Below are 22530 nucleotides of genomic sequence, written 5' to 3' on the forward strand. Positions count from 1 at the left end.
CACCCGGCGGACCCCGGGAGCCCGGACAGACGGAGGAGCACGCACGTGACCGTGGACAGCACTGCCGCGCGCCAGCCGCGACGCAGCAGCGGCACCAGCAGCAGCGGCACCAGAGCCGCCGCGGGCGGTGCCACCAAGCGCGCCGCGCGCGCGAAGAAGCCGCGGAGTTCCGACTCCGAGCCGCCGCTCGTACAGCTGCTGACGCCAGAGGGCGAGCGGGTCCAGCACCCCGAGTACGACGTCGACCTCACCCCCGAGGAGCTGCGCGGCCTGTACCGCGACATGGTGATGACCCGCCGTTTCGACGGTGAGGCCACCGCCCTCCAGCGCCAGGGCGAGCTGGGCCTGTGGGCCTCGCTGCTCGGTCAGGAGGCGGCGCAGATCGGTTCGGGCCGGGCCCTGCGCGACGACGACTACGTCTTCCCGACCTACCGCGAACACGGCGTCGCCTGGTGCCGCGGGGTCGACCCGACGAACCTGCTCGGCATGTTCCGCGGGGTGAACCACGGGGGCTGGGACCCGAACGGCAACAACTTCCACCTGTACACGATCGTGATCGGCTCGCAGACCCTGCACGCCACCGGCTACGCCATGGGCGTGGCCAAGGACGGCGCGGACTCGGCGGTCATCGCGTACTTCGGCGACGGCGCGTCCAGCCAGGGCGACGTCGCGGAGGCCTTCACGTTCTCGGCCGTGTACAACGCCCCCGTCGTGTTCTTCTGCCAGAACAACCAGTGGGCCATCTCCGAGCCCACCGAGAAGCAGACCCGCGTGCCGCTGTACCAGCGCGCGCAGGGCTTCGGCTTCCCCGGCGTCCGCGTCGACGGCAACGACGTCCTCGCCTGCCTGGCCGTGACCCGCTGGGCCCTGGAGCGCGCCCGCCGCGGCGAGGGCCCGACGCTGGTCGAGGCGTTCACGTACCGCATGGGCGCCCACACGACGTCCGACGACCCCACCCGCTACCGCCACGACGACGAGCGGGCGGCCTGGGAGGCGAAGGACCCGATCCTGCGCCTGCGCCGCCACCTGGAGGCCCAGGGCCACGCCGACGCGGCCTGGTTCGAGGAGCTGGAGGCGGAGAGCGAGGCGCTCGGCAGGCGCGTCCGCGAGGCCGTGCGCGCCATGCCGGACCCCGATGACATGGCGATGTTCGACCATGTGTACGCCGACGGGCACGCGCTCGTCGACGAGGAGCGCGCGCAGTTCGCCGCGTACCAGGCGTCGTTCGCGGATGGCGAGGTCGAGTGATCATGGCGGTGCAGAAGCTTCCCCTCGCGAAGGCGCTCAACGAGTCGCTCCGCAAGGCCCTGGAGACCGACCCCAAGGTCCTCGTCATGGGCGAGGACGTCGGCAAGCTCGGCGGGGTGTTCCGGGTGACCGACGGCCTGCAGAAGGACTTCGGCGAGGAGCGGGTCATCGACACCCCGCTCGCCGAGTCCGGCATCGTCGGCACCGCGATCGGCCTGGCCCTGCGCGGCTACCGCCCGGTCGTGGAGATCCAGTTCGACGGTTTCGTCTTCCCCGCGTACGACCAGATCGTCACGCAGCTCGCGAAGATGCACGCGCGGGCGCTCGGCAAGGTCAAGCTGCCGGTCGTCGTCCGCATCCCGTACGGCGGCGGCATCGGCGCGGTCGAGCACCACAGCGAGTCGCCGGAGGCGCTCTTCGCGCACGTGGCGGGCTTGAAGGTGGTCTCGCCCTCGACGCCGTCGGACGCGTACTGGATGCTCCAGCAGGCGATCCAGAGCGACGACCCGGTGGTCTTCTTCGAGCCGAAGCGGCGCTACTGGGACAAGGGCGAGGTCGACACGGAGGCCATCCCCGGCGAGCTGCACCGGGCCCGCGTCGCGCGCGAGGGCACGGACCTGACGCTGGCGGCGTACGGCCCGATGGTGAAGGTGTGCCTGGAGGCCGCCGCGGCCGCCGCCGAGGAGGGCAGGTCGCTGGAGGTCGTCGACCTGCGCTCGGTCTCCCCGATCGACTTCGACACCGTGCAGGCGTCGGTGGAGAGGACGCGGCGGCTCGTCGTCGTGCACGAGGCGCCGGTGTTCTTCGGCTCGGGCGCGGAGATCGCCGCCCGGATCACCGAGCGGTGCTTCTACCACCTGGAGGCCCCGGTGCTGCGGGTGGGCGGGTACCACGCGCCGTACCCGCCGGCCAGGCTGGAGGAGGAGTACCTGCCGGGTCTGGACCGGGTGCTCGACGCCGTCGACCGCGCGCTGGCGTACTGAGGAGGACACCCGTGATCCGCGAGTTCAAGATGCCGGACGTCGGTGAGGGCCTCACCGAGGCCGAGATCCTCAAGTGGTACGTCCAGCCCGGCGACACCGTCACGGACGGCCAGGTCGTCTGCGAGGTCGAGACGGCGAAGGCGGCCGTGGAGCTGCCGTGCCCGTTCGACGGGGTGGTGCACGAGCTGCGCTTCCCCGAGGGCACGACGGTCGACGTCGGCGAGGTCATCATCTCCGTGAACGTGGCGCCGGACGGCGCCGCGCCGGAGGCCCCCGAGGCGCCCGGGGCCGCCGCGCCGGAGGCCCCCGCCGCCCCCGCGCCGGAGCCCGGAGCCGAGGCGGAGGCCGAACCGCAGGGCCGCCAGCCGGTCCTCGTCGGGTACGGCGTGGCCGCGTCGTCCACGAAGCGGCGCCCGCGCAAGCAGGCGGCGGCCACCGGTGCCGCCCCGGCCGCCCGCGCGGCGGTCCAGGGCGAGCTGAACGGCCGGGCCCCCGCCCCGGTGTCGCCGGTGCCGCAGGCCCGCCCGCTGGCCAAGCCGCCCGTGCGGAAGCTGGCCAAGGACCTGGGCGTGGACCTGGCAGTGGTGGTCCCGACCGGCCCGGACGGGATCATCACGCGCGAGGACGTGCACAGGGCGGCGGCCCCGGCGCCGGCCCCGGCCGTACCGGCGCCGTCCCAGCCCCGGCCCCAGCCGCAGGCCCCCGCGCCGGCCGCCGCCCCGGAGACCGCCGCCCCGGCGGCCGGGCCGGTCGCGGCCGGGGCGGTCGCGGCCGGGGCGCGGGAGACCCGCGTCCCGATCAAGGGCGTACGGAAGGCCACGGCGCAGGCCATGGTCGGTTCGGCGTTCACCGCGCCGCACGTCACCGAGTTCGTCACGGTCGACGTGACCCGCACCATGCGGCTCGTCGAGGAGCTGAAGGCGGACAAGGACATGGTGGGGCTGCGGGTGAACCCGTTGCTGCTGGTCGCCAAGGCCCTGCTCGTCGCGATCCGGCGCCACCCGGAGATCAACGCCTCCTGGGACGAGGCCGCCCAGGAGATCGTGGTCAAGCACTACGTCAACCTGGGCATCGCCGCCGCCACCCCGCGCGGCCTGATCGTGCCGAACATCAAGGACGCCCACGCCAAGACCCTCCCGGAGCTGGCGGCGGCGCTCGGCGAGCTGGTCGCCACCGCCCGCGAGGGCAGGACGACCCCGGCGGCCATGCAGGGCGGCACGGTGACGATCACCAACGTCGGCGTCTTCGGCGTCGACACGGGCACGCCCATCCTCAACCCCGGCGAGTCGGCGATCCTCGCGGTCGGCGCGATCAAGCTCCAGCCGTGGGTGCACAAGGGCAAGGTCAAGCCGCGGCACGTCACGACGCTGGCGCTCTCCTTCGACCACCGGCTCGTCGACGGCGAGCTGGGCTCGAAGGTGCTGGCCGACGTGGCGGCCGTCCTGGAGCACCCCAAGCGCCTGATCACCTGGGCGTGACGTCCGTCCGGGGATGAGCGGGGGCCTCCTGCGCTCCCCCCGGTGGAGGGCCGGGCGCGACACCGCGCCCGGCCCTCCGCCGTACCGGGGCGGGCACGGGCACCGGCACGGCGCGGAGGGGCACCCCGGAGGGCACCGGCCAGGGGCCGCCGCCCAGGGGGTCGCCCAGGGGGTCGCCCAGGGGGCGCACGTCCACATGCTGGACGTGCCCCCTGTTGCACCCCACTTGTATCTATGCTGTGCCCATGTCATCCGCCGCGCCTCTGCCCCCGCCCGCCGCCGAACGGGTCTACGCCCACGTCAAGGAGGCGGTCCTGGACCGCCGTTTCGAGGGCGGGACGCTCCTCACCGAAGGGGAGTTGGCGCAGGCCGTCGGGGTGTCCCGCACGCCGGTGCGGGAGGCGCTGCTGAAGCTGGAGATGGAGGGGCTGCTCAAGCTCTACCCCAAGAAGGGCGCCCTGGTCCTGGCCGTCTCCGCGCAGGAGATCTCGGACGTCGTGGAGACGCGGCTGCTGGTCGAGGAGTTCGCGGTCCGCAAGGCCGTGCCGCTGTCCGCGCCGCTCCTGGCGCGGCTGGAGGAGCTGCTCGACGAGCAGCGCCGCCACGCGCGCGCGGGGGACCTGCGCGCGGTCGCCGTGTCGGACCGCTGCTTCCACGCGGAGATCGTCCGCCACGCCGGGAACCAGATCCTGTCGAAGCTGTACGACCAACTGAGGGACCGTCAACTGCGCATGGGCGTCGCCGTCATGGAGGCGCATCCCGACCGCATCGCGAAGAACATCGCCGAGCACGCCGAGATCCTGGCGGCGCTGCGCGACGGTGACGCCGAGGGCGCGGCGCGCTGTGTGCGCGCCCACGTCAGCCGCGTGAAGGTGCTGGTCCGGGGTGAGGACCGGTGAGTTCGCCCACCCCTCCGGCCGCCTCCGCCCTCCCCGCCGACCCGCCCGGTGGCCGCCGGGCGGCCCTCGTGTGGGGCGTCGGCGTCTGCGTGTACCTCGTCGCGGTCGTCTTCCGCACGTCGCTGGGCGTGGCCGGGCTCGACGCGGCCGAACGCTTCCACGTCAACGCCTCCGCGCTGTCGGCGTTCTCGATACTCCAACTGCTGGTCTACGCGGGCATGCAGATACCCGTCGGCCTGCTGGTGGACCGGCTCGGCACCCGGAAGGTCCTGACCCTGGGCATCGTGCTGTTCACGGTCGGCCAACTGGGCTTCGCGCTCTCCCCGTCGTACGGGACGGCGCTGGCGGCCCGGGCGCTGCTGGGGTGCGGTGACGCGATGACGTTCATCTCCGTGCTGCGGCTGGGCAGCCGCTGGTTCCCGGCCCGGCGCGGTCCGTTGATCGTGCAGGTCGCCGGGTTGTTCGGGGTCGTCGGCAACCTGCTGTCGACGATCGTGCTGGCGCGGACGCTGGACGGGCTGGGCTGGACGGCCACGTTCGCGGGCAGCTCGGTGGCGGGGCTGGTCGTGCTGGTGCTGGTGGTCGCGTTCCTGGAGGACCACCCGAAGGGCTTCGAGCCGGAGCAGGTGCGGCACGCGGGGGCCGCGTACGTACGGCACCAGATAGCCCGCGCCTGGCGGGAGCCGGGCACGCGGCTCGGGATGTGGGTGCACTTCACGACGCAGTTCCCCGCCATGGTGTTCCTGCTGCTGTGGGGGATGCCGTTCCTGGTGGAGGCGCAGGGCCTGTCGCGGGGGCGGGCCGGCGAGCTGCTGACGGTGGTGGTGCTCTCCAACATGGTGGTGGGCCTCGTGTACGGGCAACTGATCGCCCGCCACCACGCGGCCCGCGCGCCCCTGGCGCTGGGCACCATAGGCGTGACGGCCCTGATGTGGGCGGCCACCGTGGCGTACCCGGCGGACCGGGCGCCGATGTGGCTGCTGGTCTCGCTGTGCGCCGTCCTGGGCGCGTGCGGACCGGCGTCGATGATCGGCTTCGACTTCGCGCGGCCCGCGAACCCGCCGGAGCGGCAGGGCACGGCGTCCGGGATCGTCAACATCGGGGGGTTCACCGCGTCGATGACGACGCTGCTGGCGGTCGGCGTCCTGCTGGACGCGACCGGGGGCAGCTACCGGGTGGCGTTCTCGTCGGTGTTCGTCCTCCAGGCGCTCGGGGTCGCCCAGATCCTCCGGCTCCGGTCCCGCACGGTCCGGCTGGAGCGCGAACGGCTGGTCGCCAGCCGTGTGGAGGCGGTCCACGTCCCGGTGTGACGGCCCGGCGCGCGGCGGTGCCCGCCTCGCGGCGCGCGGACCGCGCCCGGTGGCCCGTCAGGCATCACGGCGTCAGGCATCACGGCGTGAGGCGACACGGCACGACGGGATCCCGGGGGCCCGGGGTCACGGCGCGGAGGGGGCCCGGTGTGACGGGGTCACGGCGTGACGGCGAAGTGGGCGAGGATGGCGCCGGCCAGGTCCTCGTCGCCCTCCACCTTGATCCGGTCGGCGACGGCGGCGGGCCGCACCCGGCCGCAGGCGAGGCGCACGTACGTCTCCCAGTCCGTCGCGAGGGTCACGGCCGGCCCCAGTGACGGCGTCCCGTCGATCGTGCCGCGCCCCTCCGCGTCGACGCGGACCGTCCGCAGGAACTCGACGGGTCCGCTCACGTCGAAGACGACCGCCGTGTTCGGCGGCGCGCCCGCGTCCTTCGCGACGACCCTCGGCAGGACGGCGAGCAGGCTGTCCCGCGTGACGTACGCGCCGGGCGAGTCGAGGTTGCCGGGCCTGCCGAGCGCCGTGCGCAGGTCCTGCTCGTGCACCCACACGTCGAAGGCGCGCATCCGGTACGCCACTTCGAGGCTCTGCTCGGCCCCCAGCGGGGCGCGCACCAACGTGTCGGGGGAGCGGCTCTCGTTGCGCAGCATGCGGGCGCGGCGGATGAGGACGTACTCCAGCTCGGCCGTCATCTCCGGTGCCGTGTGGTGCCGCCGCACATCGACCTGCACCTCCATGTAGCGCGCGAAGTCACTGCGCACGTGGTAGAGGTCGCGGGGCAGGGAGTGAATCGGCCGCGGGTCGCCCAGCATCTCGCACTCCATGCCGATGACGTGGGAGACGATGTCCCGGACCGACCAGCCGGGACACGGGGTGGCGCGGTTCCACTCGCCCTCGACGAGCGGCTGCACCAGCTCGGATATGGCTTCGACGGAGTGGGTCCAGGCGTCGGCGTAGTTCTGGAGGCTGGGATGGACGGTCACGGGACCCCTCGTGCGGCTTGGTACGCGGGCTGGGTGCAGTGGCATCTGCCGGGGAGCCCCGGGGGTCCCCCCTGGACGCGGTCCTCGGGGGAGAGATCCCCCGGGAGAGAACAGTACGCTCCCCTCAAGCCCCTCGGCAGTTCTTTCGTATGACGATCGTAGGCCCGTATGGACGGCTTCAAGGCCAGGACGGTGGTAGTGTGCGCGCCTCTCTGATCCAGATTGCGGTCAACCCGGACGAAACGGTGGACGCGCGGCGGCGGCGCGCTGCCGCGCTCGTGCGCGACGAGTCGGCCTCGGACCTGGTGGTCCTGCCGGAGCTGTGGCCGGTCGGCGCGTTCGCGTACGAGGCGTTCGCGACGGACGCGGAGCCGCTGCGCGGGCCGACGTACGAGGCGATGGCCGCCGCGGCGGCGGACGCGCGGGTGTGGCTGCACGCCGGCTCCTTCGTCGAGCGCGACGGGGACGCGCTGTACAACACGTCGCTCGTCTTCTCCCCGGACGGGGAGCTGGCCCGGACGTACCGCAAGATCCACCGGTTCGGCTTCGACCAGGGCGAGGCGGTGCTGATGTCGGCGGGCGGCGAGCTGGCGGTCGCGCCGTGTCCGGAGCTGCCCTTCGGCCTGGCGACCTGCTACGACCTGCGGTTCCCCGAGCTGTTCCGGGGGCTGGTGGACGCGGGGGCGGCGGCGTTCGTCGTCCCGGCGGGGTGGCCCGCCCGGCGGCGCGAGCACTGGTCGCTGCTGGCGCGGGCGCGGGCGGTGGAGAACCAGGCGTACGTGCTGGCGTGCGGGACGGCGGGGACGCACGCGGGGGTCGAGCAGGCGGGGCACAGCGTGGTCGTGGACCCGTGGGGCGAGGTGCTCGGGGAGGCGGGCCGGGGCGAGGAGGTGCTGGTCGTGGAGCTCGACCCCGCGCGGGTCGGGTCGACGCGGGAGCAGTTCCCGGCCCTGAAGGACCGCGTGCTGGGCGTCACGGCGCCGCGGCGCCCGGGGGCCGGTCCGGGCGGGCCCCGGTAGCGAGTGCCGGTGGCGGGCGCCGCGGCGGGGCGGTCGTCCGGGGATGGCACCCTTGAAGGATGAACGAAAGCGTTTCCGCGTCTCGGCGCGTTCGGGTACGGGCTCCTGAGTTGGTGGGCGAGGGGGGCTGGCTCAACACGGGCGGAGCCTCGTACAGCCTCGCCGACCTGCGGGGACGTATCGTCATCCTCGACTTCTGGACCTTCTGCTGCATCAACTGCCTGCACGTCCTGGACGAGCTGCGGGAGCTGGAGGAGAAGCACCGGGACACCGTCGTGATCATCGGTGTGCACTCGCCGAAGTTCGTGCACGAGGCCGAGCACCAGGCCGTCGTCGACGCCGTCGAGCGGTACGGGGTCGAGCACCCCGTGCTGGACGACCCGAAGCTGGTGACCTGGAAGCAGTACGCCGTGCGGGCCTGGCCGACGCTGGTCGTGATCGACCCGGAGGGGTACGTCGTCGCCCAGCACGCGGGCGAGGGCCACGCCAAGGCCATCGGGACGCTCGTCGCGGAGCTGGAGGCCGAGCACGGGGCGAAGGGCACGCTGCGGCGCGGCGACGGCCCGTACGTACCGCCGGAGCCGGTCGCCACGCACCTGCGCTTCCCCGGCAAGGCCCTCGCCCTGGACTCCGGCGGCCTCCTGGTCTCCGACACGACCCGCCACCAGCTCGTCGAGCTGGCCGCGGACGGCGAGACCGTGGTGCGCCGGTACGGGGACGGGCGGCGCGGCCTGGTCGACGGCCCGGCCGCGTCGGCGCGGTTCAGCGAGCCGCAGGGGCTGTGCGCGCTGCCGGACGGGCGGATCGTCGTCGCGGACACGGTGAACCACGCGCTGCGCGCCCTGGACCCGGCGACCGGCGGGGTGACGACGCTCGCGGGGACCGGCGCCCAGTGGATGCAGGGCTCCCCCACCTCGGGCCCGGCCCGCGAGGTCGCCCTGTCGTCGCCGTGGGACGTGGCGTGGTGGCGGGGCCGCGTGTGGATCGCGATGGCCGGCGTCCACCAGCTCTGGGCGTACGACCCGGAGGCGGGGACCGTGGAGGTCGCCGCCGGCACGACCAACGAGGGCCTCGTCGACGGCCCGGCCGCCGAGGCGTGGTTCGCGCAGCCGTCCGGGCTCGCCGCGGCCGGGGACCGGCTGTGGGTCGCGGACTCGGAGACGAGCGCCGTGCGGTGGGTCGACCCCGAGGGCACCGTCCACACGGCCGTCGGCACCGGCCTGTTCGACTTCGGGCACCGGGACGGCGCCGCGGACCAGGCGCTGCTCCAGCACCCGCTGGGCGTCACGGCCCTGCCGGACGGCTCGGTCGCGGTCTGCGACACGTACAACCACGCGCTGCGCCGCTACGACCCGGCGACCGGCGAGGTCACGACCCTCGCGACGGACCTGCGGGAACCGAGCGACGCGGTCCTCGTCGGCGACGACCTGGTGGTCGTCGAGTCGGCGCGGCACCGGCTGACCCGGCTGCGGCTCCCGGAGGAGGCCGTGCAGGTCGCGGCGGTGGCGCACCGCACGCAGCGGGAGGCGACGGCGATCGCGCCCGGCACGCTCCGGCTGGACGTGGTCTTCCGCGCGCCGACCGGGCAGAAGCTCGACGACCGGTACGGGCCGTCGACGCGGTTGCTGGTCTCGGCGACGCCGCCGGAGCTGCTGGCGGACGGCGCGGGCAGCGGCACGGACCTGTTCCGCGAGCTGAAGCTGGACCCGGCGGTCACGGAGGGCGTCCTGCACGTCTCCGCGATGGCCGCGTCCTGCGACGACGACCCGGAGAACGAGTACCCGGCCTGCCACGTCCACCAGCAGGACTGGGGCGTTCCGGTGAAGGTCGAGGAGGGCGGCGTCGCCCGTCTCCCCCTGATCCTGGCAGGCCTCGACGAGGCGTAGCCCGGCACCGGCGCGAACGCCCTCCGGCACGGGCCTGTCGGGCCGTACCGGAGGGCGTTCCGGTAAGTCGCCGGTGGCGGGCCGGGGGTGCCGTACGCGGCGTCCGGGCGGCCCCGGACCAGCGGGCGCGGGACGTGACCGCGGCCCCCGCCGCACCGACCGTCATCGCTCTCGCCGCGCCGACCGTCCTCGCCCCGCCGCGTCGACCGCGTCGTACGCCGGCGGGGCCCGCCGCGACGGGCCCCGCCGGTGCGGCGTACGAGGGGCGGGCCCTCATCCGGCAGGACCCGACACGGCGTCACCCCGCGTCCACCGCGGGCGCTTGCGCCGTTCGCGGGGGACCGGCGTCAGAGCGTGCGGCCGTCGTCGCGGAGCGGGTCGGGCTCCATGACCGGGGCCACGGGCGGGACGACCGCCCTGCGCCGGCGCGCGATGCTCGTGTACGCGGCGACGCCGATCAGGCCGACCGCCATCATGATCAGGCCGGCTACGTCCAGGTTGAATCCGCTGATGTCCCAGTCGGTCGCGAACGTGAGGATCGCGCCTCCGGCGATGAGCAGCAGGCATCCGCCCAGGCCCATGGTGTGCCTCCTCGGTGTGAACTCGTCCGGAGTACTGCGGGTACCCGCTGCGGGCCCCGCAACGCCTCCGGGCGCGCGGTCACTTGAGGAAGGCGGTCAGGGCGTTGGCGAGCAGGTACGGGTCGTCGGCGCCGCACAGCTCGCGCGCGCTGTGCATGGACAGGCAGGCGACGCCGATGTCGACGGTGCGGATGCCGTGCCGGGCGGCGGTGATCGGGCCGATCGTCGTACCGCACGGCAGGTCGTTGTTGGAGACGAACGACTGCCACGGCACGCCGGCCTCCTCGCACGCCGCCGCGAACACCGCGCGGCCACCGCCGTCCGTCGCGTACCGCTGGTTGACGTTCACCTTGAGGATGGGGCCGCCGTTGGGGCGCGGGTGGTGCGAAGGGTCGTGCCGCTCCGCGTAGTTGGGGTGCACGGCGTGGCCCACGTCGGACGAGAGGCAGACCGTGCCGGCGAAGGCGCGGGCGCGGTCCTCGTACGTGCCGCCGCGCGCGTAGACGGATCGTTCCAGCACCGTGCCGAGGAGCGGGCCCTGCGCGCCCGTGTCGGACTCGGAGCCGTTCTCCTCGTGGTCGAACGCGGCCATGACGGGGATGTGCGCGGGCGGGGCGCCGGCGGTGGCGACGGCGGCGAGCGCGGCGGTGCAGGCGTGCACGGACAGCAGGTTGTCCAGGCGCGGCGCGGCGAGCAGCTCCCGGTCGCGGCCCAGGTAGGCGGGGGGCTCCACGGAGTGGACCATGAGGTCCCAGCCGGCGACGTCCTCCGCGTCGAGCCCGGCCTCGTCGGCGAGGAAACGGATCAGGTCGCCCTCGCGGACGTCGTCGTCGAGGCCCCAGACGGGCTGCATGTGGCGCTGCCGGTCCAGCTTCAGGCCCTCGTTGGCCTGCCGGTCCAGGTGGATGGCGAGCTGCGGGACGCGCAGCAGCGGCCGGTCGACGTTCACCAGGCGGTGGGTGCCGTCGCGGAGGGTGAGCCGCCCGGCGAGGCCCAGGTCGCGGTCGAGCCACGAGTTCAGCAGGGGCCCGCCGTAGATCTCGACGGCGACCTGCCGCCAGCCGTGCGCGCCGCTGTCGGGCCGCGGCTTGACGCGCAGGTTCGGCGAGTCGGTGTGCGCGCCCACGATCCGGAACGGGGTGTGGGGGGCGGCGCCCTCCGGCACGTACCACGCGATGATCGCGCCGCCCCGGACCACGTACCTGCCGCCGGCCGTGCCGTCCCACGCGGCGGTCTCCTCGACCCGGCGGAAGCCGGCCTCCTCCAGCCGCTCGGCGGCGGTCGCCACGGCGTGGTACGGGGACGGCGAGGCCGTGAGGAACGTCATCAGGTCGTCGGTGTGGCCGCGGTCGAAGCGGGTGGGAGAGCTGCTCATGCCCACACCATACGGGCGGCCGCCCGGCCGGGCGCAGGGGTTGGGGACGCGGCGTTGTCAGTGGTGGCTGCGAGTATCGACGGAGAGGAAACACCGTTGACCGACGCGTGACCGGAGGTGCACTGGTGGAGACGACGACTTCGGCGGCCCTGTCCGGGGCCGCGCCCGCCCGCCCGGCGGCGGCGCCCGCCTGCGCGGCCTGCGAGGCCCCCGGCGCGCAGTGGAACCTTTCGCTGATGATGCCGCTCTGCCCGGCCTGTACGAGGGCGGGCACGGGCTCGGCGGACCGCGACCCGGTACGGCTGGGGGACGTGCTGCCGGTGACCGAGGCGGCCCTGCGCGCCTCCGGCCGCGGCCCCGGGCGGGCACCGACGCCGCGCGCGGGCTCGCCCATGACGTGCCGGCGCTGCGGGGGCCGGGCTCGCTGGCACCGCACGGCGGGCGACCGGTGGGTGGCGATCGAGCCGGGGGTGCGCCCGGTGGCGGGGGTGCCGCGCGGCAGACGCTGGTACATAGCGGGGGACGGCACGGCGGTGCACCTGCACGGCGCCGCCCCGGTGGACACGTGCCGGGTGAGCCACTTCGACGTGTGCCCGGGACGGCTCCGGAGCTGAAGGCCCCGGCGGCGGGGGCGGACGTGCGGACGGCCCGCTCCCCCGGACCGGACCGTCCGGGGGAGCGGGCCGTCAGGCCGCGGGTGGGGCGCCGGTCAGAAGGCGGCCTCGTCCAGCTCCATCAGGGAGTTGTCGACGCCTTCGGCGATCAGGCGCTCGGTGGCGACGCCGGGCAGGACGTTGGCCGCGAAGAACTTCGCCGCCGCGATCTTGCCCCGGTAGAAGGCGGCGTCCTTCGCGGAGGCGCCGGCGGCCAGCTTCTCGGCGGCGACGGCGGCACCGCGCAGCAGCAGGTAGCCGACGACGACGTCACCGGAGGCCATGAGCAGGCGCGTGGTGTTCAGGCCGACCTTGTAGATGTTCTTGACGTCCTCACCGGTCGCGGTGAGGTCGGTGAGCATCTTGCCGACGATCCCCTCCAGGTCGACGGCCGCCTTGGCGAGCGCCTCGCGGGCGCCGGCCAGCTCGTCGCCGCCGGTGCCCAGCGCGAGGAACTTCTTGATCTCCTCGGAGAGGGCGTTCAGCGAGGCGCCCTGGTCGCGGACGATCTTCCGGAAGAAGAAGTCCTGGCCCTGGATGGCCGTGGTGCCCTCGTAGAGGGTGTCGATCTTGGCGTCGCGGATGTACTGCTCGATCGGGTACTCCTGGAGGTACCCGGAGCCGCCGAACGTCTGGAGGGACTGGGCGAGCTGCTCGTACGACTTCTCGGAGCCGTAGCCCTTCACGATCGGCAGCAGCAGGTCGTTCAGGCCGTGCAGCGCCTTGGCGTCCTCGCCGGCCGCCTCCTTGACCTGGATCTCGTCCTGGATCGCGGCGGTGTACATGACGAGGGCGCGCATGCCCTCCGCGTACGCCTTCTGCGTCATGAGCGAGCGGCGCACGTCGGGGTGGTGCGTGATGGTGACCTTCGGCGCGGTCTTGTCCATGAAGTTCGCCAGGTCGGGGCCCTGGACGCGCTCCTTGGCGTACTCCAGCGCGTTGAGGTAGCCCGTCGACAGGGTGGCGATGGCCTTCGTGCCGACCATCATGCGGGCGAACTCGATGATGCGGAACATCTGGCGGATGCCGTCGTGCTTGTCGCCGATCAGCCAGCCCTTGGCGGGGTGCTTGTCGCCGAAGGTCATCTCGCACGTGTTGGACGCCTTGAGGCCCATCTTGTGCTCGACGTTCGTCGCGTAGACGCCGTTGCGCTCGCCCAGCTCGCCGGTCTCCCAGTCGAAGTGGTACTTCGGGACGAGGAACAGCGACAGGCCCTTGGTGCCCGGACCGGCACCCTCGGGACGGGCGAGGACGTAGTGGAGGATGTTCTCCGACATGTCGTGCTCACCGGAGGTGATGAAGCGCTTCACGCCCTCGATGTGCCACGAGCCGTCCTCCTGCTGGACGGCCTTGGTGCGGCCGGCGCCCACGTCCGAGCCGGCGTCCGGCTCGGTCAGCACCATGGTGGAGCCCCACTGCCTCTCGACCGCGATCTCGGCGATCTTCTTCTGCGCCTCGTTGCCCTCCTCGAAGAGGACGCCGGCGAAGGCCGGGCCGGAGGAGTACATCCAGACGGCCGGGTTCGAGCCGAGGATCAGCTCCGCGTACGCCCAGATGAGCGAGCGGGGCGAGGTCGTGCCGCCGATCTCCTCCGGCAGGCCGAGCCGCCAGTACTCGGAGTCCATGAACGCCTTGTAGGACTTCTTGAACGACTCCGGGATCGGCGCGGTGTTCGTCTCCGGGTCGAAGACCGGCGGGTTGCGGTCCGCGTCGGCGAAGGACTCGGCGAACTCGTTCTCCGCGAGCCGGCGGAGCTCGTCCAGGACGCTCTTGGCGGTCTCGACGTCCATCTCCTCGAACGGACCGGTGCCGTACACCTTGTCGCGGCCGAGGACCTCGAAGAGGTTGAACTCGATGTCGCGGAGATTCGACTTGTAGTGCCCCATGGCGACGGCTCCGTAAGGGATCGGGAGGCAGGTTCCTCGTGCATCTACCAGTTGGTAGCTACGATGATGCTACCCGTGGGTAATAAGGGCAACCCCTGCCGCCCGAACTGTGACGCGTTACGCCTGCCGAAGGGCGTCCACCAGGGCCTTGGCGGTCGCCAGGTTGCAGTTCCCGAGCGTGATGAGCGGCGGATCGCCGTAGTCCCGCCCGAGCGACGGCAGCTTGATCCCGTGCGTTCCGAGGACGGTCCGCAGGTCGCTCACGAGGCTGCGGGCCTCCTGGTCCCGCTCCGGGTCGTAGTGCGCGGTCATCGGGTTCACCCTTTCTGTGCGTGCTGTGACGAAGCAGTCACACAATGGCGCGCCGGTGCGTACGGTGGAAGGCGTTCGCCCACCACGGCGCGAGGTGTGAAAGGTGATCTCCGATGGCGCGAGGGCAGCGCAAGGACATCGACGGGTCGGAGAGCGTCCCGTGCTTCTACGGCAAGGAACTGCGCTTCCAGCGCGAGCGTGCGGCGCTCACGCTGGAGCAGCTGGTGGAGGGCAGCTTCTACGGGGCGACGTACCTGAGCGAGATCGAGCGCGGCCAGCGCCGCATGCCGGTCGACCTGGCCCGCCACGTGGACCGCGTCCTGAAGACGGACGGGTACTTCGAGCGGTGCTGCGACGACGTGCGGCGGGCCCGCCTGCGGGGCCACGCCGAGTACTTCGAGCGCATCTTGGAGGCGGAGAAGCATGCGCTGACCATCGAGGAGTGGTGCCCGACGGTTTTCCCGGGGCTGCTCCAGACCAGGGCGTACGCATGGGCGGTGGTGCGGGCGACGCATCCACTGGAGACCGATGAGGAGACTCAGGCCAAGGTCGAAGCACGGTTGGAGCGGTCGCGTCTCTTCGAAGAAGACCACAAGAAGCCTCAGTACTGGGTGGTGCTGCACGAGTCCCTGTTGCGCCAACCGGTGCTACGACCTGAGCTCATGGCAGAACAACTGGACCGTGTCGCCGACCTGGTCAGGCGGAGGCGCGTCTTTACGCAGGTGCTTCCGTGGAGTTCGGGTGCGCACCCCTTCATGTTCGGCACCGCCATGATCATGACCTTTGCCGACGCTCCGCCGCTGGTTTACACCGAGTCGCTGCACACGGGGCACACAATCGACGATACGGCCCTCGTGGCGGCGTATCGCAGGTCGTACGATCTGCTGAGGGCCGCCGCGCTTCCGCCAGAGGCGTCCCTCGCCAGGATCGAATCAACGGCCGAGGAATTCCGAAATGGCAAGCAGCCGGGTTGACTTGAGTGACGCCGTTTGGCGGAAGAGCAGCTACAGCAACGGGTCGGGCGGGAACTGCGTCGAAGTGGCGGACGGCTTCCTCGGTGCCGCGCGCTGGCGCAAGAGCAGCTACAGCAATGGGGACGGCGGCAACTGCGTCGAGGTCTCCGACAGTCTCCCCGGTGTCGTCCCCGTCCGGGACTCCAAGGTGCCGGACGGGGACGTGCTCGTGGTGTCCGCTCGCGCCTGGGTGCCGTTCGTCGAGGCGCTGAAGGGCTGAGCCCTACGCCGCTCCCGCCGTTCGGGTCGCGTCGTCCAGCCAGTTCAGGTACCACTCCGCGAACGTGACGCCCATCGGCTCCAGGTCGGCGTCGTCGCAGCGCGGGTCGTCCCACATGTTGCCGCGTTCGGGGCCGGACACGACCAGCCACTGGCGCTGGGCACACCCCGTGGTGGACAGGCAGATCGCTCCGACCGTCGACTCGTCCGTCCACAGGAGGGCTTCCATGCGCTCCTCCCATGCCTCGTGCGCCGCGTCGAACGCGTCCTCGTCGTCGTACTCCTCCTCGTCCGGCTGCTCGGCCACCAGGGCGTCGAGGACCTCGGGGTCCACCCGGTCCACCGGGAACGGCTCCGCGAGGCGCCGCGGCAGCGTCATGTCGGCGCCGTCCCCGTGCCACTGCCACGTGCCGTCCGGGCGCCCTCGGACCGGGTACACGCCGTACGCGGGGCCCGCGCCGCCCGCGCCGACGTGCAGCAGGAAGTCGCGGTACTCCTCCGGCAGCCGTACCCCGGCGTACCGCTCCAGGTCCGCCAACTCCCCCTCCGTCAAGGGGTCCTCCAGCGGCGGACCGCCCCGGGGGAACCCGAACACCGCCGCCACGCCAGGCGCCCCGGCCAGCGCCGTGACCCGCTCGCGGACTCCCGCCCATCTCTGCGCACTCATGGGGTGACCCTAGGCCCCGCCACCGACACGCCCCGCCCCCTGGAAGACTGGGCCGATGCGGAAGTGGCTGGCGGTGGGCGTGGGGCTGAACGTGTTCCTCGGGATTCCCGGGGTCGTACCGTTCTGGCTGGTCTGGTACTGGGCGTCGAACTGGCCGCTCGCGGGGCTCGGGTGGACGCAGCGGGAGCCGACCGAGAACGACGGCATGCTGCCGTGGTTCATCGTCGCCACGCCGGTCCTGGTGCTGTTCGGGCTCGTGTGGTGGCTCGCCAACCGGCCCGTGCGGCGCAGGGCCGGGGGGTCCGGGCGGCTGTACTGGTCGGTGGGCGCGGTGGCGGCGTTCGCGCCCACCGGCGCGCTGTTCGTCTCCAGTGCGGTGCGCGGCTGAGGCACCCCGCGGTGGCGGCGGCGCGAACTCGCCGGGCGCGCGCCACGGGGCCCCGGGCACTCAGTACCCTTGCGTGCATGTACGGCTACGAGCAGAACCCGGGCGCCCAGCAGCAGTACGCCCCGCCCCAGCAGGGGTACGGGCAGCAGCCGCCGCTGTACCCGGAGCCGTCCCCGCCGTCCCTCGCGGACGCCGTACGCGCGTTCACCACGGGCTCGCTGTCCGCCGAGGACTTCCAGCAGATCTTCGCCACGTCGAAGGTGTACTGCCCGCGCGGCGACAACCCCGGCTTCCTCGCGCTGCACAACACGCAGCAGCCGGTCATCCCGATGTTCACCTCGCTGAAGCAGCTCCGCCGGTACGCCGGCAAGGAGTCCAAGTACTTCGTGATCACCGGTGCGGAGGTCCTGGACCTCCTCCCGACCGGGTACGGCTTCGTCCTCGACATGGAGGGCGACCACCGGATCGTGTTCGACGCGAAGGCCGTCGAGGAGATGGTCGACTTCGCGATGCGCCGGATGTACGGATAGGGCCGGTTCGGACACCGACCGGTCGTACGCGGTCGCCGCACCGTTTCGTCCTTCGGCCCCCCGTGGTCGGCAGGGAGGGCAGTCGGCCTCCAGGCGGACGGTCGACCCTCCAGGGTCCGCCCGGTGTTCGAGGGGCGAGTGGCCCGCCGACAGCGCGTCCGCGCGCCACGTGGCCGCCGGGCCCGACGTCCTCCAGGGGCGCCGTCCCCGCGTGCCGTCCCGGCCGGCCGGGGAGCCGCCGAGCACGCTGCTGATCCGCGAATTCGCCCTGTACGCCCTGTGCCCTGGTGGACCTGGTGCCGCGAGTGGGCGGTGAAGTCCCGGACCGGGCCCGTTCGGCACGGCGGACCGCCGTCTTCCGGCGGGGCGAACCGATCATCCCGGCCGCCACCGCACGCGTGCCCACGGGCCCGCCGACGCGGCGGGCGTCCCCGCACTCGACCGGGTGGAGGCCCGGCCACCACCGCACGCGTGCCCACGGGCTCGTGACGCGCCCCGGACGGCTCGCCGCGAGCCGCGGCGGCGCCACCCTGGACGCGCCCGGCGCCCGGGGCGCGGCGCTGTCCGGCCCCGTCGGTGCGGTGACCGGCGATCGGCGCGGCGGGACGGCCCTCACCCGTACGGCTTGTCCGGCGACCGTGGCGGGCACGGCCGGGGGAGGCCGCGGCGTCCCCGCTCGCCCGGGGCGGGGAGGGGTGCGCGCCGTCGAGGAGGCCCCTCCCGCACCCCGCCGGCGCGGCCGGCCCGGGAACAAGGGGGCCCGGTGCGGTGTTCCACTGGCAGGAAGTTCAACCTTCAACTAAAGTGGGCGCACGCCGCCCCGCCGACACCCGGAGGTCCGCAATGCCCGCCGTCACCGTCGAGAACCCGCTCACCCTGCCCCGCGTCACCGCACCGGCGGACGCCCAGGCCCGCAAGGTCCTCACCGTGGTCACCGCGCCGAGCGGCTTCGAGGGCGAGGGCTTCCCGGTCCGCCGCGCGTTCGCCGGGATCAACTACCGCCACCTCGACCCGTTCATCATGATGGACCAGATGGGCGAGGTGGAGTACGCGCCGGGCGAGCCCAAGGGCACCCCCTGGCACCCGCACCGCGGCTTCGAGACCGTCACGTACCTGATCGACGGCACCTTCGTCCACCAGGACTCCAACGGCGGCGGCGGCACCATCACCAACGGCGACACCCAGTGGATGACCGCCGGGTCGGGGCTCCTGCACATCGAGGCGCCCCCGGAGTCGCTCGTCATGTCCGGCGGCCTCTTCCACGGCCTCCAGCTGTGGGTGAACCTCCCCGCCAAGGACAAGATGAAGGACCCCCGCTACCAGGACATCCGCGGCGGCTCCGTCAAGCTCCTCACCTCCTCCGACGGCGGCGCGCTCCTGCGCGTCATCGCCGGCGAGCTGGACGGGCACGAGGGCCCGGGCATCACCCACACGCCCATCACCATGGTCCACGCCACGCTGCGCCCCGGCTCCGAGGTCACGCTGCCCTGGCGCTCCGACTTCAACGCCCTCGCGTACGTCCTCGCCGGGCGCGGCACGGTCGGCACGGAACGGCGTCCCGTCCACACGGGCCAGACCGCCGTCTTCGGCGACGGGGGCGCGGTCACCGTACGGGCCGACGAGAAGCAGGACGGCAACACGCCCGACCTGGAGGTCGTGCTCCTCGGCGGGCGGCCCATCCGGGAGCCCATGGCGCACTACGGGCCGTTCGTCATGAACACCCGCGACGAGCTGCTCCAGGCGTTCGAGGACTTCCAGGCCGGCCGTCTCGGCCGCGTCCCCGCCGTCCACGGCATGGGCGAGGACCAGCCCCTCTGACCGTCTTCTGACGGTACGTCACCCGCGTGGGTCCCGCCGGAGTGCGGGGCCCGCGCGCGCGTGGTGCGCTGGGGGCGTGCCGCCGTCCCCGCTGCCCGAACCCGTCCGTCGCCTCGCCGCCTGGTGCGCCGTCGCCCTCCTCGTCACGGGCGCCGCGGCCGTCGCCGTCTGGCTGTGCGTCACCTTCCGGACCGCCGTCGTCCCGGTCCTCCTCGCCCTCCTCGGCACCGCCCTGCTCGGCCCCCTCCACCGCCGGCTCGTCGCGATGCGCCTCAACCGCTCCCTCGCCGCCGGGCTGACCTGCACCGCCGTCGTCGCCGTCTGCGGCGGCGCCACCTACGTCGTCGTCGCCGCGCTCATCGACACCGGCGACCAGATCGTCGTGTCCCTGCGCCGCGCCGCCCGGGACCTCGCCGGCCCCCTCGGGGCTGCCGGCACCTCCCTCGACGACCTCGCCGCCAATGCCAGGGGCCTCCTCGGCCGGTTCGGCTCGACCGCCGCGTCCGGCGTGCTCAGCGGGATCAGCGTCGTCGGCGAGGTGATCGCCATGGCGGTCCTCGCCCTGTTCCTCGTCTTCTTCTTCCTGCGGGACTCCGGCCGCGCCGTCGGCGCGCTGCGCTCGCTCGCACCGGCGTCGACCGGCGACATGGTGGAGGCCATGGCGCGGCGCGCGTTCGAAGCCGTCGAGGGGTTCATGCGCGGCACCACCCTGATCGCGCTGATCGACGCCGCGTTCATCACCGCCGGACTGCTCGTGCTGCGCGTGCCGGGCGCGGTGGGGCTGGGCGCGCTCGTCTTCGTCGGCGCCTACGTCCCGTACCTCGGCGCGTTCCTCTCCGGGGCCGTCGCCGTGCTCGTCGCCTTCGCGGACCGGGGCCTGGCCATCGCCCTGTGGGCGCTGGGGGTCCTCCTGGCCGTGCAGGTGCTGGAGGGGAACGTCCTCCAGCCGCTGATCCAGAGCCGTACCGTCCAGATGCACCCGGCCGTCGTCATGATCGCCATCACCGCGGGCGCGTCCGTCGCCGGCATCCTCGGCATGCTGCTCGCCGTGCCCCTCGCCGCCGCCGCGTTCGGCGTCCTCGGCGAGGTGCGGCGGCACTACGGTCACCCGGCGGCCGGCGCCCCGCCCTCGTAGAGCTCGAACCAGATCGACTTGCCCTCGCCCCGCGGGTCCACGCCCCACGCGTGCGCCAGCGTCTCCATCAGCACCAGCCCCCGCCCCGACGAGGCCATCTCGCCCGGCCGCCGGCGGTGCGGCAGCTCGTCGCTCGCGTCCGCGACCTCCACCCGCAGCCGCCGCCCGCCCCGCTCCCCGCGCGCCTCCGCCACCAGCAGCGCGTCCCCGTCCGTGTGGACCAGCACGTTCGTGACCATCTCCGACACCATCAGCACCGCCGAGTCGACCTGGTCCTCGTCCGCCCAGTCGTGCAGCAGCTCCCGCAGCTGACGCCGCGCCCCCGCGATCCGCTCCGGCTCCGCCTGCGCGACCGTCAGCGCCGTGCGCCGCGGCGGTGCCAGCCGCCCGCCCGGCTCGCCCGTACGGGACAGCAGCAGCAGCGCGATGTCGTCCTCGCGCCGGTCCGCGAGCGGGCCCGTCGTGTGGTGCGAACCCGGCCCGTGCACCGCCTGCACCAGCGAGTCCGCCAGTTCCTCCAGCGACTCCCGGCCCGGCTCGTGCTCCTCCAGCAGCTTGCGGACCCGCAGCCAGCCCGTCTCCATGTCGTGCCCGCCGGTCTCCAGCAGGCCGTCCGTGCAGATCATCAGCGTCTCGCCCGGCTCCAGCGTCATCCGCGTCGTCGGGTAGTCCGTGTCCGGGACGATCCCCAGCGGCAGCCCGCCGTCCGTCGGCCGGATCATCACCGTGCCGTCCGCCATCAGCACCGCCGGGTCCGGGTGCCCGGCGCGGGCGATGTCCAGCGTGCCCGTCGCCGGATCGACCTCCAGGTACAGGCAGGTCGCGAACCGCGCCCCGTCGGCGTCGACTCCGCCGTTGCCGCCCTCCGTGATCCCGTACAGGAACCGCGACGCCCGCGACAGCACCGCGTCCGGCCGGTGCCCCTCCGAGGCGTACGCGCGCAGGGCGATCCGCAACTGGCCCATCAGCCCCGCCGCCCGCACGTCGTGCCCCTGCACGTCGCCGATCACGAACGCGGCCCGCCCGCCGGGGAGCTGGATCATGTCGTACCAGTCGCCGCCCACCTGGAGCCCGCCGCCCGTCGGCACGTACCGCGCGGCCACCTCCATGCCGGGGACCGCCGGGCCCAGCACCGGCAGCATCGTCCGCTGCAACCCCAGCGACAGCTCCCGCTCCGACTCCGCGACCCCCGCCCTGGCCAGCGCCTGCGCCAGCATCCGCGCCACCGTCGTCAGCACCGACCGCTCGTCCGGGGTGAACCCGACCCGGTACGTGAAGGCCGCCAGCCACGCGCCCATCGTCCGGCCCGCGACGGTCAGCGGCAGGAACGCCCACGACTCCCGGCCGAACCGCCGCGCCAGCGGCCACGTCGTCGGGAACCGCTCCCGGTACTCGTCCGGCGTCGACAGGTAGATCGCCCGCCCGGTGCGGACCACCTCCGCCGCCGGGTAGTCCGTGTCCAGCGGCATCTCCGAGAACGGCTCCTCGTCACCGGGGCCGTACCCGTGCTGCCCGATGATCGTCAGCCGGTCGCCCGCGACCCCGAACACCGCGAGCCCGTCCGGCGAGAACCCCGGCATCGACAGCGACGCCGCGACCCGCAGCACCTCCGCCGTCGACCGCGCCTCCGCCAGCGCCCGCCCCGCGTCCAGCAGGAACGCCTCCCGCGACCGCCGCCAGTCACCCGTCACCGGCGAGCGCGCGGCCCTCCCCGGCTCCGGCTCCGCGACCTCCTGCACCGTGCCGACCAGCCGCAGCCCGGTCCTGTCCACCGACGGCTTCGCCCGCGACCGCACCGTACGGACCACCCGGCCGCTCTCGTCCATCACCCGCAGTCGCGACTCCGCGAGGGTGCCCTCCGCGAGCGCCAGGTTGACCACGCCGTCGATCTCGTTCCAGTCGACCGGGTGGAACCGGGAGCGCACGGCGCCCTCCGTCAGCTCCACGGGCTCGGCGGGCAGCCCGAGCAGCCGGGCCGCCTCGGCGTCGAGCTGGACGATTCCGGTCGCGTTGTCCCAACGCCACAGACCGGTCAGGATCGCGGCCAGGACGTCCTCGGTGCGCATTGCCCCACTTTATGGAGAGGGCCCGAAGCGCCGCCACTGTGCGGCCCGAAGCACCACCACCGTGCGAAGGCACCGAACGGC

General features: G+C 73.5%; 21 protein-coding genes. 14 read left to right on the top strand and 7 right to left on the bottom strand.

What is annotated here, in order from left to right; all coding sequences use genetic code 11:
* The first annotated feature begins 45 nt into the window (after positions 1-45).
* The 5 genes from pdhA (at position 46) to AC07D6_RS16070 (ending at position 5918) form a co-directional block, all read left to right on the top strand.
* A complete protein-coding gene (pdhA, locus tag AC07D6_RS16050) occupies positions 46-1248 on the top strand; it encodes a pyruvate dehydrogenase (acetyl-transferring) E1 component subunit alpha (protein ID WP_315877061.1) in 1203 nt (400 codons plus the stop codon).
* A 2-nt stretch (positions 1249-1250) separates the two neighbouring features.
* Positions 1251-2231, top strand: coding sequence for an alpha-ketoacid dehydrogenase subunit beta (locus AC07D6_RS16055; protein ID WP_315877062.1), 981 nt, complete (start codon positions 1251-1253; stop codon positions 2229-2231).
* Between the two features lie 29 nt (positions 2232-2260).
* Positions 2261-3709 (top strand): dihydrolipoamide acetyltransferase family protein, encoded by a 1449-nt coding sequence (locus AC07D6_RS16060; RefSeq protein WP_479044971.1) that lies wholly within the window; start codon positions 2261-2263, stop codon positions 3707-3709.
* Between the two features lie 245 nt (positions 3710-3954).
* Complete coding sequence (locus AC07D6_RS16065; protein ID WP_479044840.1) at positions 3955-4608, top strand: GntR family transcriptional regulator; 654 nt, start codon at positions 3955-3957, stop codon at positions 4606-4608.
* Positions 4605-5918: an MFS transporter gene (locus AC07D6_RS16070; protein ID WP_479044842.1), complete on the top strand. Its 1314-nt coding sequence runs from the start codon at positions 4605-4607 to the stop codon at positions 5916-5918. Before AC07D6_RS16065 ends, AC07D6_RS16070 begins: the two co-directional genes overlap by 4 nt.
* Positions 5919-6076: 158 nt before the next feature.
* On the opposite strand, the gene AC07D6_RS16075 is transcribed toward AC07D6_RS16070, so the two are convergent.
* The gene (locus AC07D6_RS16075; RefSeq protein ID WP_315877065.1) at positions 6077-6901 is read right to left on the bottom strand and encodes a maleylpyruvate isomerase family mycothiol-dependent enzyme; all 825 of its coding nucleotides are present in this window, start codon (positions 6899-6901) and stop codon (positions 6077-6079) included.
* A 200-nt stretch (positions 6902-7101) separates the two neighbouring features.
* Between AC07D6_RS16075 and AC07D6_RS16080 the strand changes: the two genes are divergently transcribed.
* Both AC07D6_RS16080 and AC07D6_RS16085 read left to right on the top strand, forming a co-directional pair.
* Positions 7102-7920: a carbon-nitrogen family hydrolase gene (locus tag AC07D6_RS16080; protein ID WP_479044844.1), complete on the top strand. Its 819-nt coding sequence runs from the start codon at positions 7102-7104 to the stop codon at positions 7918-7920.
* Between the two features lie 59 nt (positions 7921-7979).
* Positions 7980-9806, top strand: coding sequence for an NHL domain-containing thioredoxin family protein (locus AC07D6_RS16085; protein WP_479044846.1), 1827 nt, complete (start codon positions 7980-7982; stop codon positions 9804-9806).
* Positions 9807-10153: 347 nt separating this feature from the next.
* Here AC07D6_RS16085 and AC07D6_RS16090 read toward each other — a convergent pair whose 3' ends face one another.
* A complete protein-coding gene (locus AC07D6_RS16090; RefSeq protein ID WP_479044848.1) occupies positions 10154-10387 on the bottom strand; it encodes a hypothetical protein in 234 nt (77 codons plus the stop codon).
* A gap of 79 nt (positions 10388-10466) precedes the next feature.
* Positions 10467-11762, bottom strand: a complete 1296-nt coding sequence (locus AC07D6_RS16095; protein ID WP_479044850.1) for a M18 family aminopeptidase — start codon at positions 11760-11762, stop codon at positions 10467-10469.
* A 125-nt stretch (positions 11763-11887) separates the two neighbouring features.
* Between AC07D6_RS16095 and AC07D6_RS16100 the strand changes: the two genes are divergently transcribed.
* Positions 11888-12376, top strand: coding sequence for a DUF6083 domain-containing protein (locus tag AC07D6_RS16100; protein WP_315877070.1), 489 nt, complete (start codon positions 11888-11890; stop codon positions 12374-12376).
* Between the two features lie 95 nt (positions 12377-12471).
* Here AC07D6_RS16100 and AC07D6_RS16105 read toward each other — a convergent pair whose 3' ends face one another.
* Together AC07D6_RS16105 and AC07D6_RS16110 are read right to left on the bottom strand one after the other, a co-directional pair.
* A complete protein-coding gene (locus AC07D6_RS16105; protein WP_315879323.1) occupies positions 12472-14301 on the bottom strand; it encodes an acyl-CoA dehydrogenase in 1830 nt (609 codons plus the stop codon).
* A gap of 117 nt (positions 14302-14418) precedes the next feature.
* Positions 14419-14613 carry a hypothetical protein gene (locus tag AC07D6_RS16110; RefSeq protein ID WP_479044853.1) on the bottom strand — a complete coding sequence of 65 codons (195 nt, stop codon included), beginning with the start codon at positions 14611-14613 and terminating at the stop codon, positions 14419-14421.
* A 113-nt stretch (positions 14614-14726) separates the two neighbouring features.
* Here AC07D6_RS16110 and AC07D6_RS16115 point away from each other — a divergent pair, with 113 nt between their 5' ends.
* Together AC07D6_RS16115 and AC07D6_RS16120 are read left to right on the top strand one after the other, a co-directional pair.
* Positions 14727-15587, top strand: a complete 861-nt coding sequence (locus AC07D6_RS16115; RefSeq protein WP_479044855.1) for a helix-turn-helix domain-containing protein — start codon at positions 14727-14729, stop codon at positions 15585-15587.
* Positions 15568-15846 carry a DUF397 domain-containing protein gene (locus AC07D6_RS16120; protein ID WP_479044857.1) on the top strand — a complete coding sequence of 93 codons (279 nt, stop codon included), beginning with the start codon at positions 15568-15570 and terminating at the stop codon, positions 15844-15846. Before AC07D6_RS16115 ends, AC07D6_RS16120 begins: the two co-directional genes overlap by 20 nt.
* Before the next feature lie 3 nt (positions 15847-15849).
* Here the strand turns inward: AC07D6_RS16120 and AC07D6_RS16125 are convergent, their stop codons facing one another.
* Positions 15850-16512, bottom strand: a complete 663-nt coding sequence (locus AC07D6_RS16125) for an SMI1/KNR4 family protein (protein ID WP_479044859.1) — start codon at positions 16510-16512, stop codon at positions 15850-15852.
* A gap of 55 nt (positions 16513-16567) precedes the next feature.
* Between AC07D6_RS16125 and AC07D6_RS16130 the strand changes: the two genes are divergently transcribed.
* The 4 genes from AC07D6_RS16130 (at position 16568) to AC07D6_RS16145 (ending at position 20383) form a co-directional block, all read left to right on the top strand.
* On the top strand, positions 16568-16900 hold the full coding sequence (locus AC07D6_RS16130; protein WP_479044861.1) for a hypothetical protein: 333 nt from the start codon (positions 16568-16570) through the stop codon (positions 16898-16900).
* 77 nt (positions 16901-16977) lie between these two features.
* Complete coding sequence (locus tag AC07D6_RS16135; RefSeq protein WP_315879329.1) at positions 16978-17430, top strand: SseB family protein; 453 nt, start codon at positions 16978-16980, stop codon at positions 17428-17430.
* An 843-nt stretch (positions 17431-18273) separates the two neighbouring features.
* The gene (locus AC07D6_RS16140) at positions 18274-19248 is read left to right on the top strand and encodes a pirin family protein (protein ID WP_315879330.1); all 975 of its coding nucleotides are present in this window, start codon (positions 18274-18276) and stop codon (positions 19246-19248) included.
* Between the two features lie 76 nt (positions 19249-19324).
* On the top strand, positions 19325-20383 hold the full coding sequence (locus tag AC07D6_RS16145) for an AI-2E family transporter (RefSeq protein WP_479044865.1): 1059 nt from the start codon (positions 19325-19327) through the stop codon (positions 20381-20383).
* On the opposite strand, the gene AC07D6_RS16150 is transcribed toward AC07D6_RS16145, so the two are convergent.
* On the bottom strand, positions 20353-22449 hold the full coding sequence (locus AC07D6_RS16150) for a SpoIIE family protein phosphatase (protein WP_479044867.1): 2097 nt from the start codon (positions 22447-22449) through the stop codon (positions 20353-20355). The two genes, AC07D6_RS16145 and AC07D6_RS16150, sit on opposite strands and share 31 nt — an antisense overlap.
* Positions 22450-22530: the final 81 nt, after the last annotated feature.

It is taken from the genome of Streptomyces sp. NPDC045287, assembly GCF_056432325.1.

Coding starts and splice junctions, on each gene's coding strand:
- AC07D6_RS16055 (WP_315877062.1), top strand. CDS start 1,251: ATGGCGGTGCAGAAGCTTCCCCTCGCGAAGGCGCTCAACGAGTCGCTC.
- AC07D6_RS16060 (WP_479044971.1), top strand. CDS start 2,261: ATGCCGGACGTCGGTGAGGGCCTCACCGAGGCCGAGATCCTCAAGTGG.
- AC07D6_RS16065 (WP_479044840.1), top strand. CDS start 3,955: ATGTCATCCGCCGCGCCTCTGCCCCCGCCCGCCGCCGAACGGGTCTAC.
- AC07D6_RS16085 (WP_479044846.1), top strand. CDS start 7,980: ATGAACGAAAGCGTTTCCGCGTCTCGGCGCGTTCGGGTACGGGCTCCT.
- AC07D6_RS16090 (WP_479044848.1), bottom strand. CDS start 10,387: ATGGGCCTGGGCGGATGCCTGCTGCTCATCGCCGGAGGCGCGATCCTC.
- AC07D6_RS16095 (WP_479044850.1), bottom strand. CDS start 11,762: ATGAGCAGCTCTCCCACCCGCTTCGACCGCGGCCACACCGACGACCTG.
- AC07D6_RS16105 (WP_315879323.1), bottom strand. CDS start 14,301: ATGGGGCACTACAAGTCGAATCTCCGCGACATCGAGTTCAACCTCTTC.
- AC07D6_RS16110 (WP_479044853.1), bottom strand. CDS start 14,613: ATGACCGCGCACTACGACCCGGAGCGGGACCAGGAGGCCCGCAGCCTC.
- AC07D6_RS16115 (WP_479044855.1), top strand. CDS start 14,727: ATGGCGCGAGGGCAGCGCAAGGACATCGACGGGTCGGAGAGCGTCCCG.
- AC07D6_RS16120 (WP_479044857.1), top strand. CDS start 15,568: ATGGCAAGCAGCCGGGTTGACTTGAGTGACGCCGTTTGGCGGAAGAGC.
- AC07D6_RS16125 (WP_479044859.1), bottom strand. CDS start 16,512: ATGAGTGCGCAGAGATGGGCGGGAGTCCGCGAGCGGGTCACGGCGCTG.
- AC07D6_RS16130 (WP_479044861.1), top strand. CDS start 16,568: ATGCGGAAGTGGCTGGCGGTGGGCGTGGGGCTGAACGTGTTCCTCGGG.
- AC07D6_RS16135 (WP_315879329.1), top strand. CDS start 16,978: ATGTACGGCTACGAGCAGAACCCGGGCGCCCAGCAGCAGTACGCCCCG.
- AC07D6_RS16140 (WP_315879330.1), top strand. CDS start 18,274: ATGCCCGCCGTCACCGTCGAGAACCCGCTCACCCTGCCCCGCGTCACC.
- AC07D6_RS16150 (WP_479044867.1), bottom strand. CDS start 22,449: ATGCGCACCGAGGACGTCCTGGCCGCGATCCTGACCGGTCTGTGGCGT.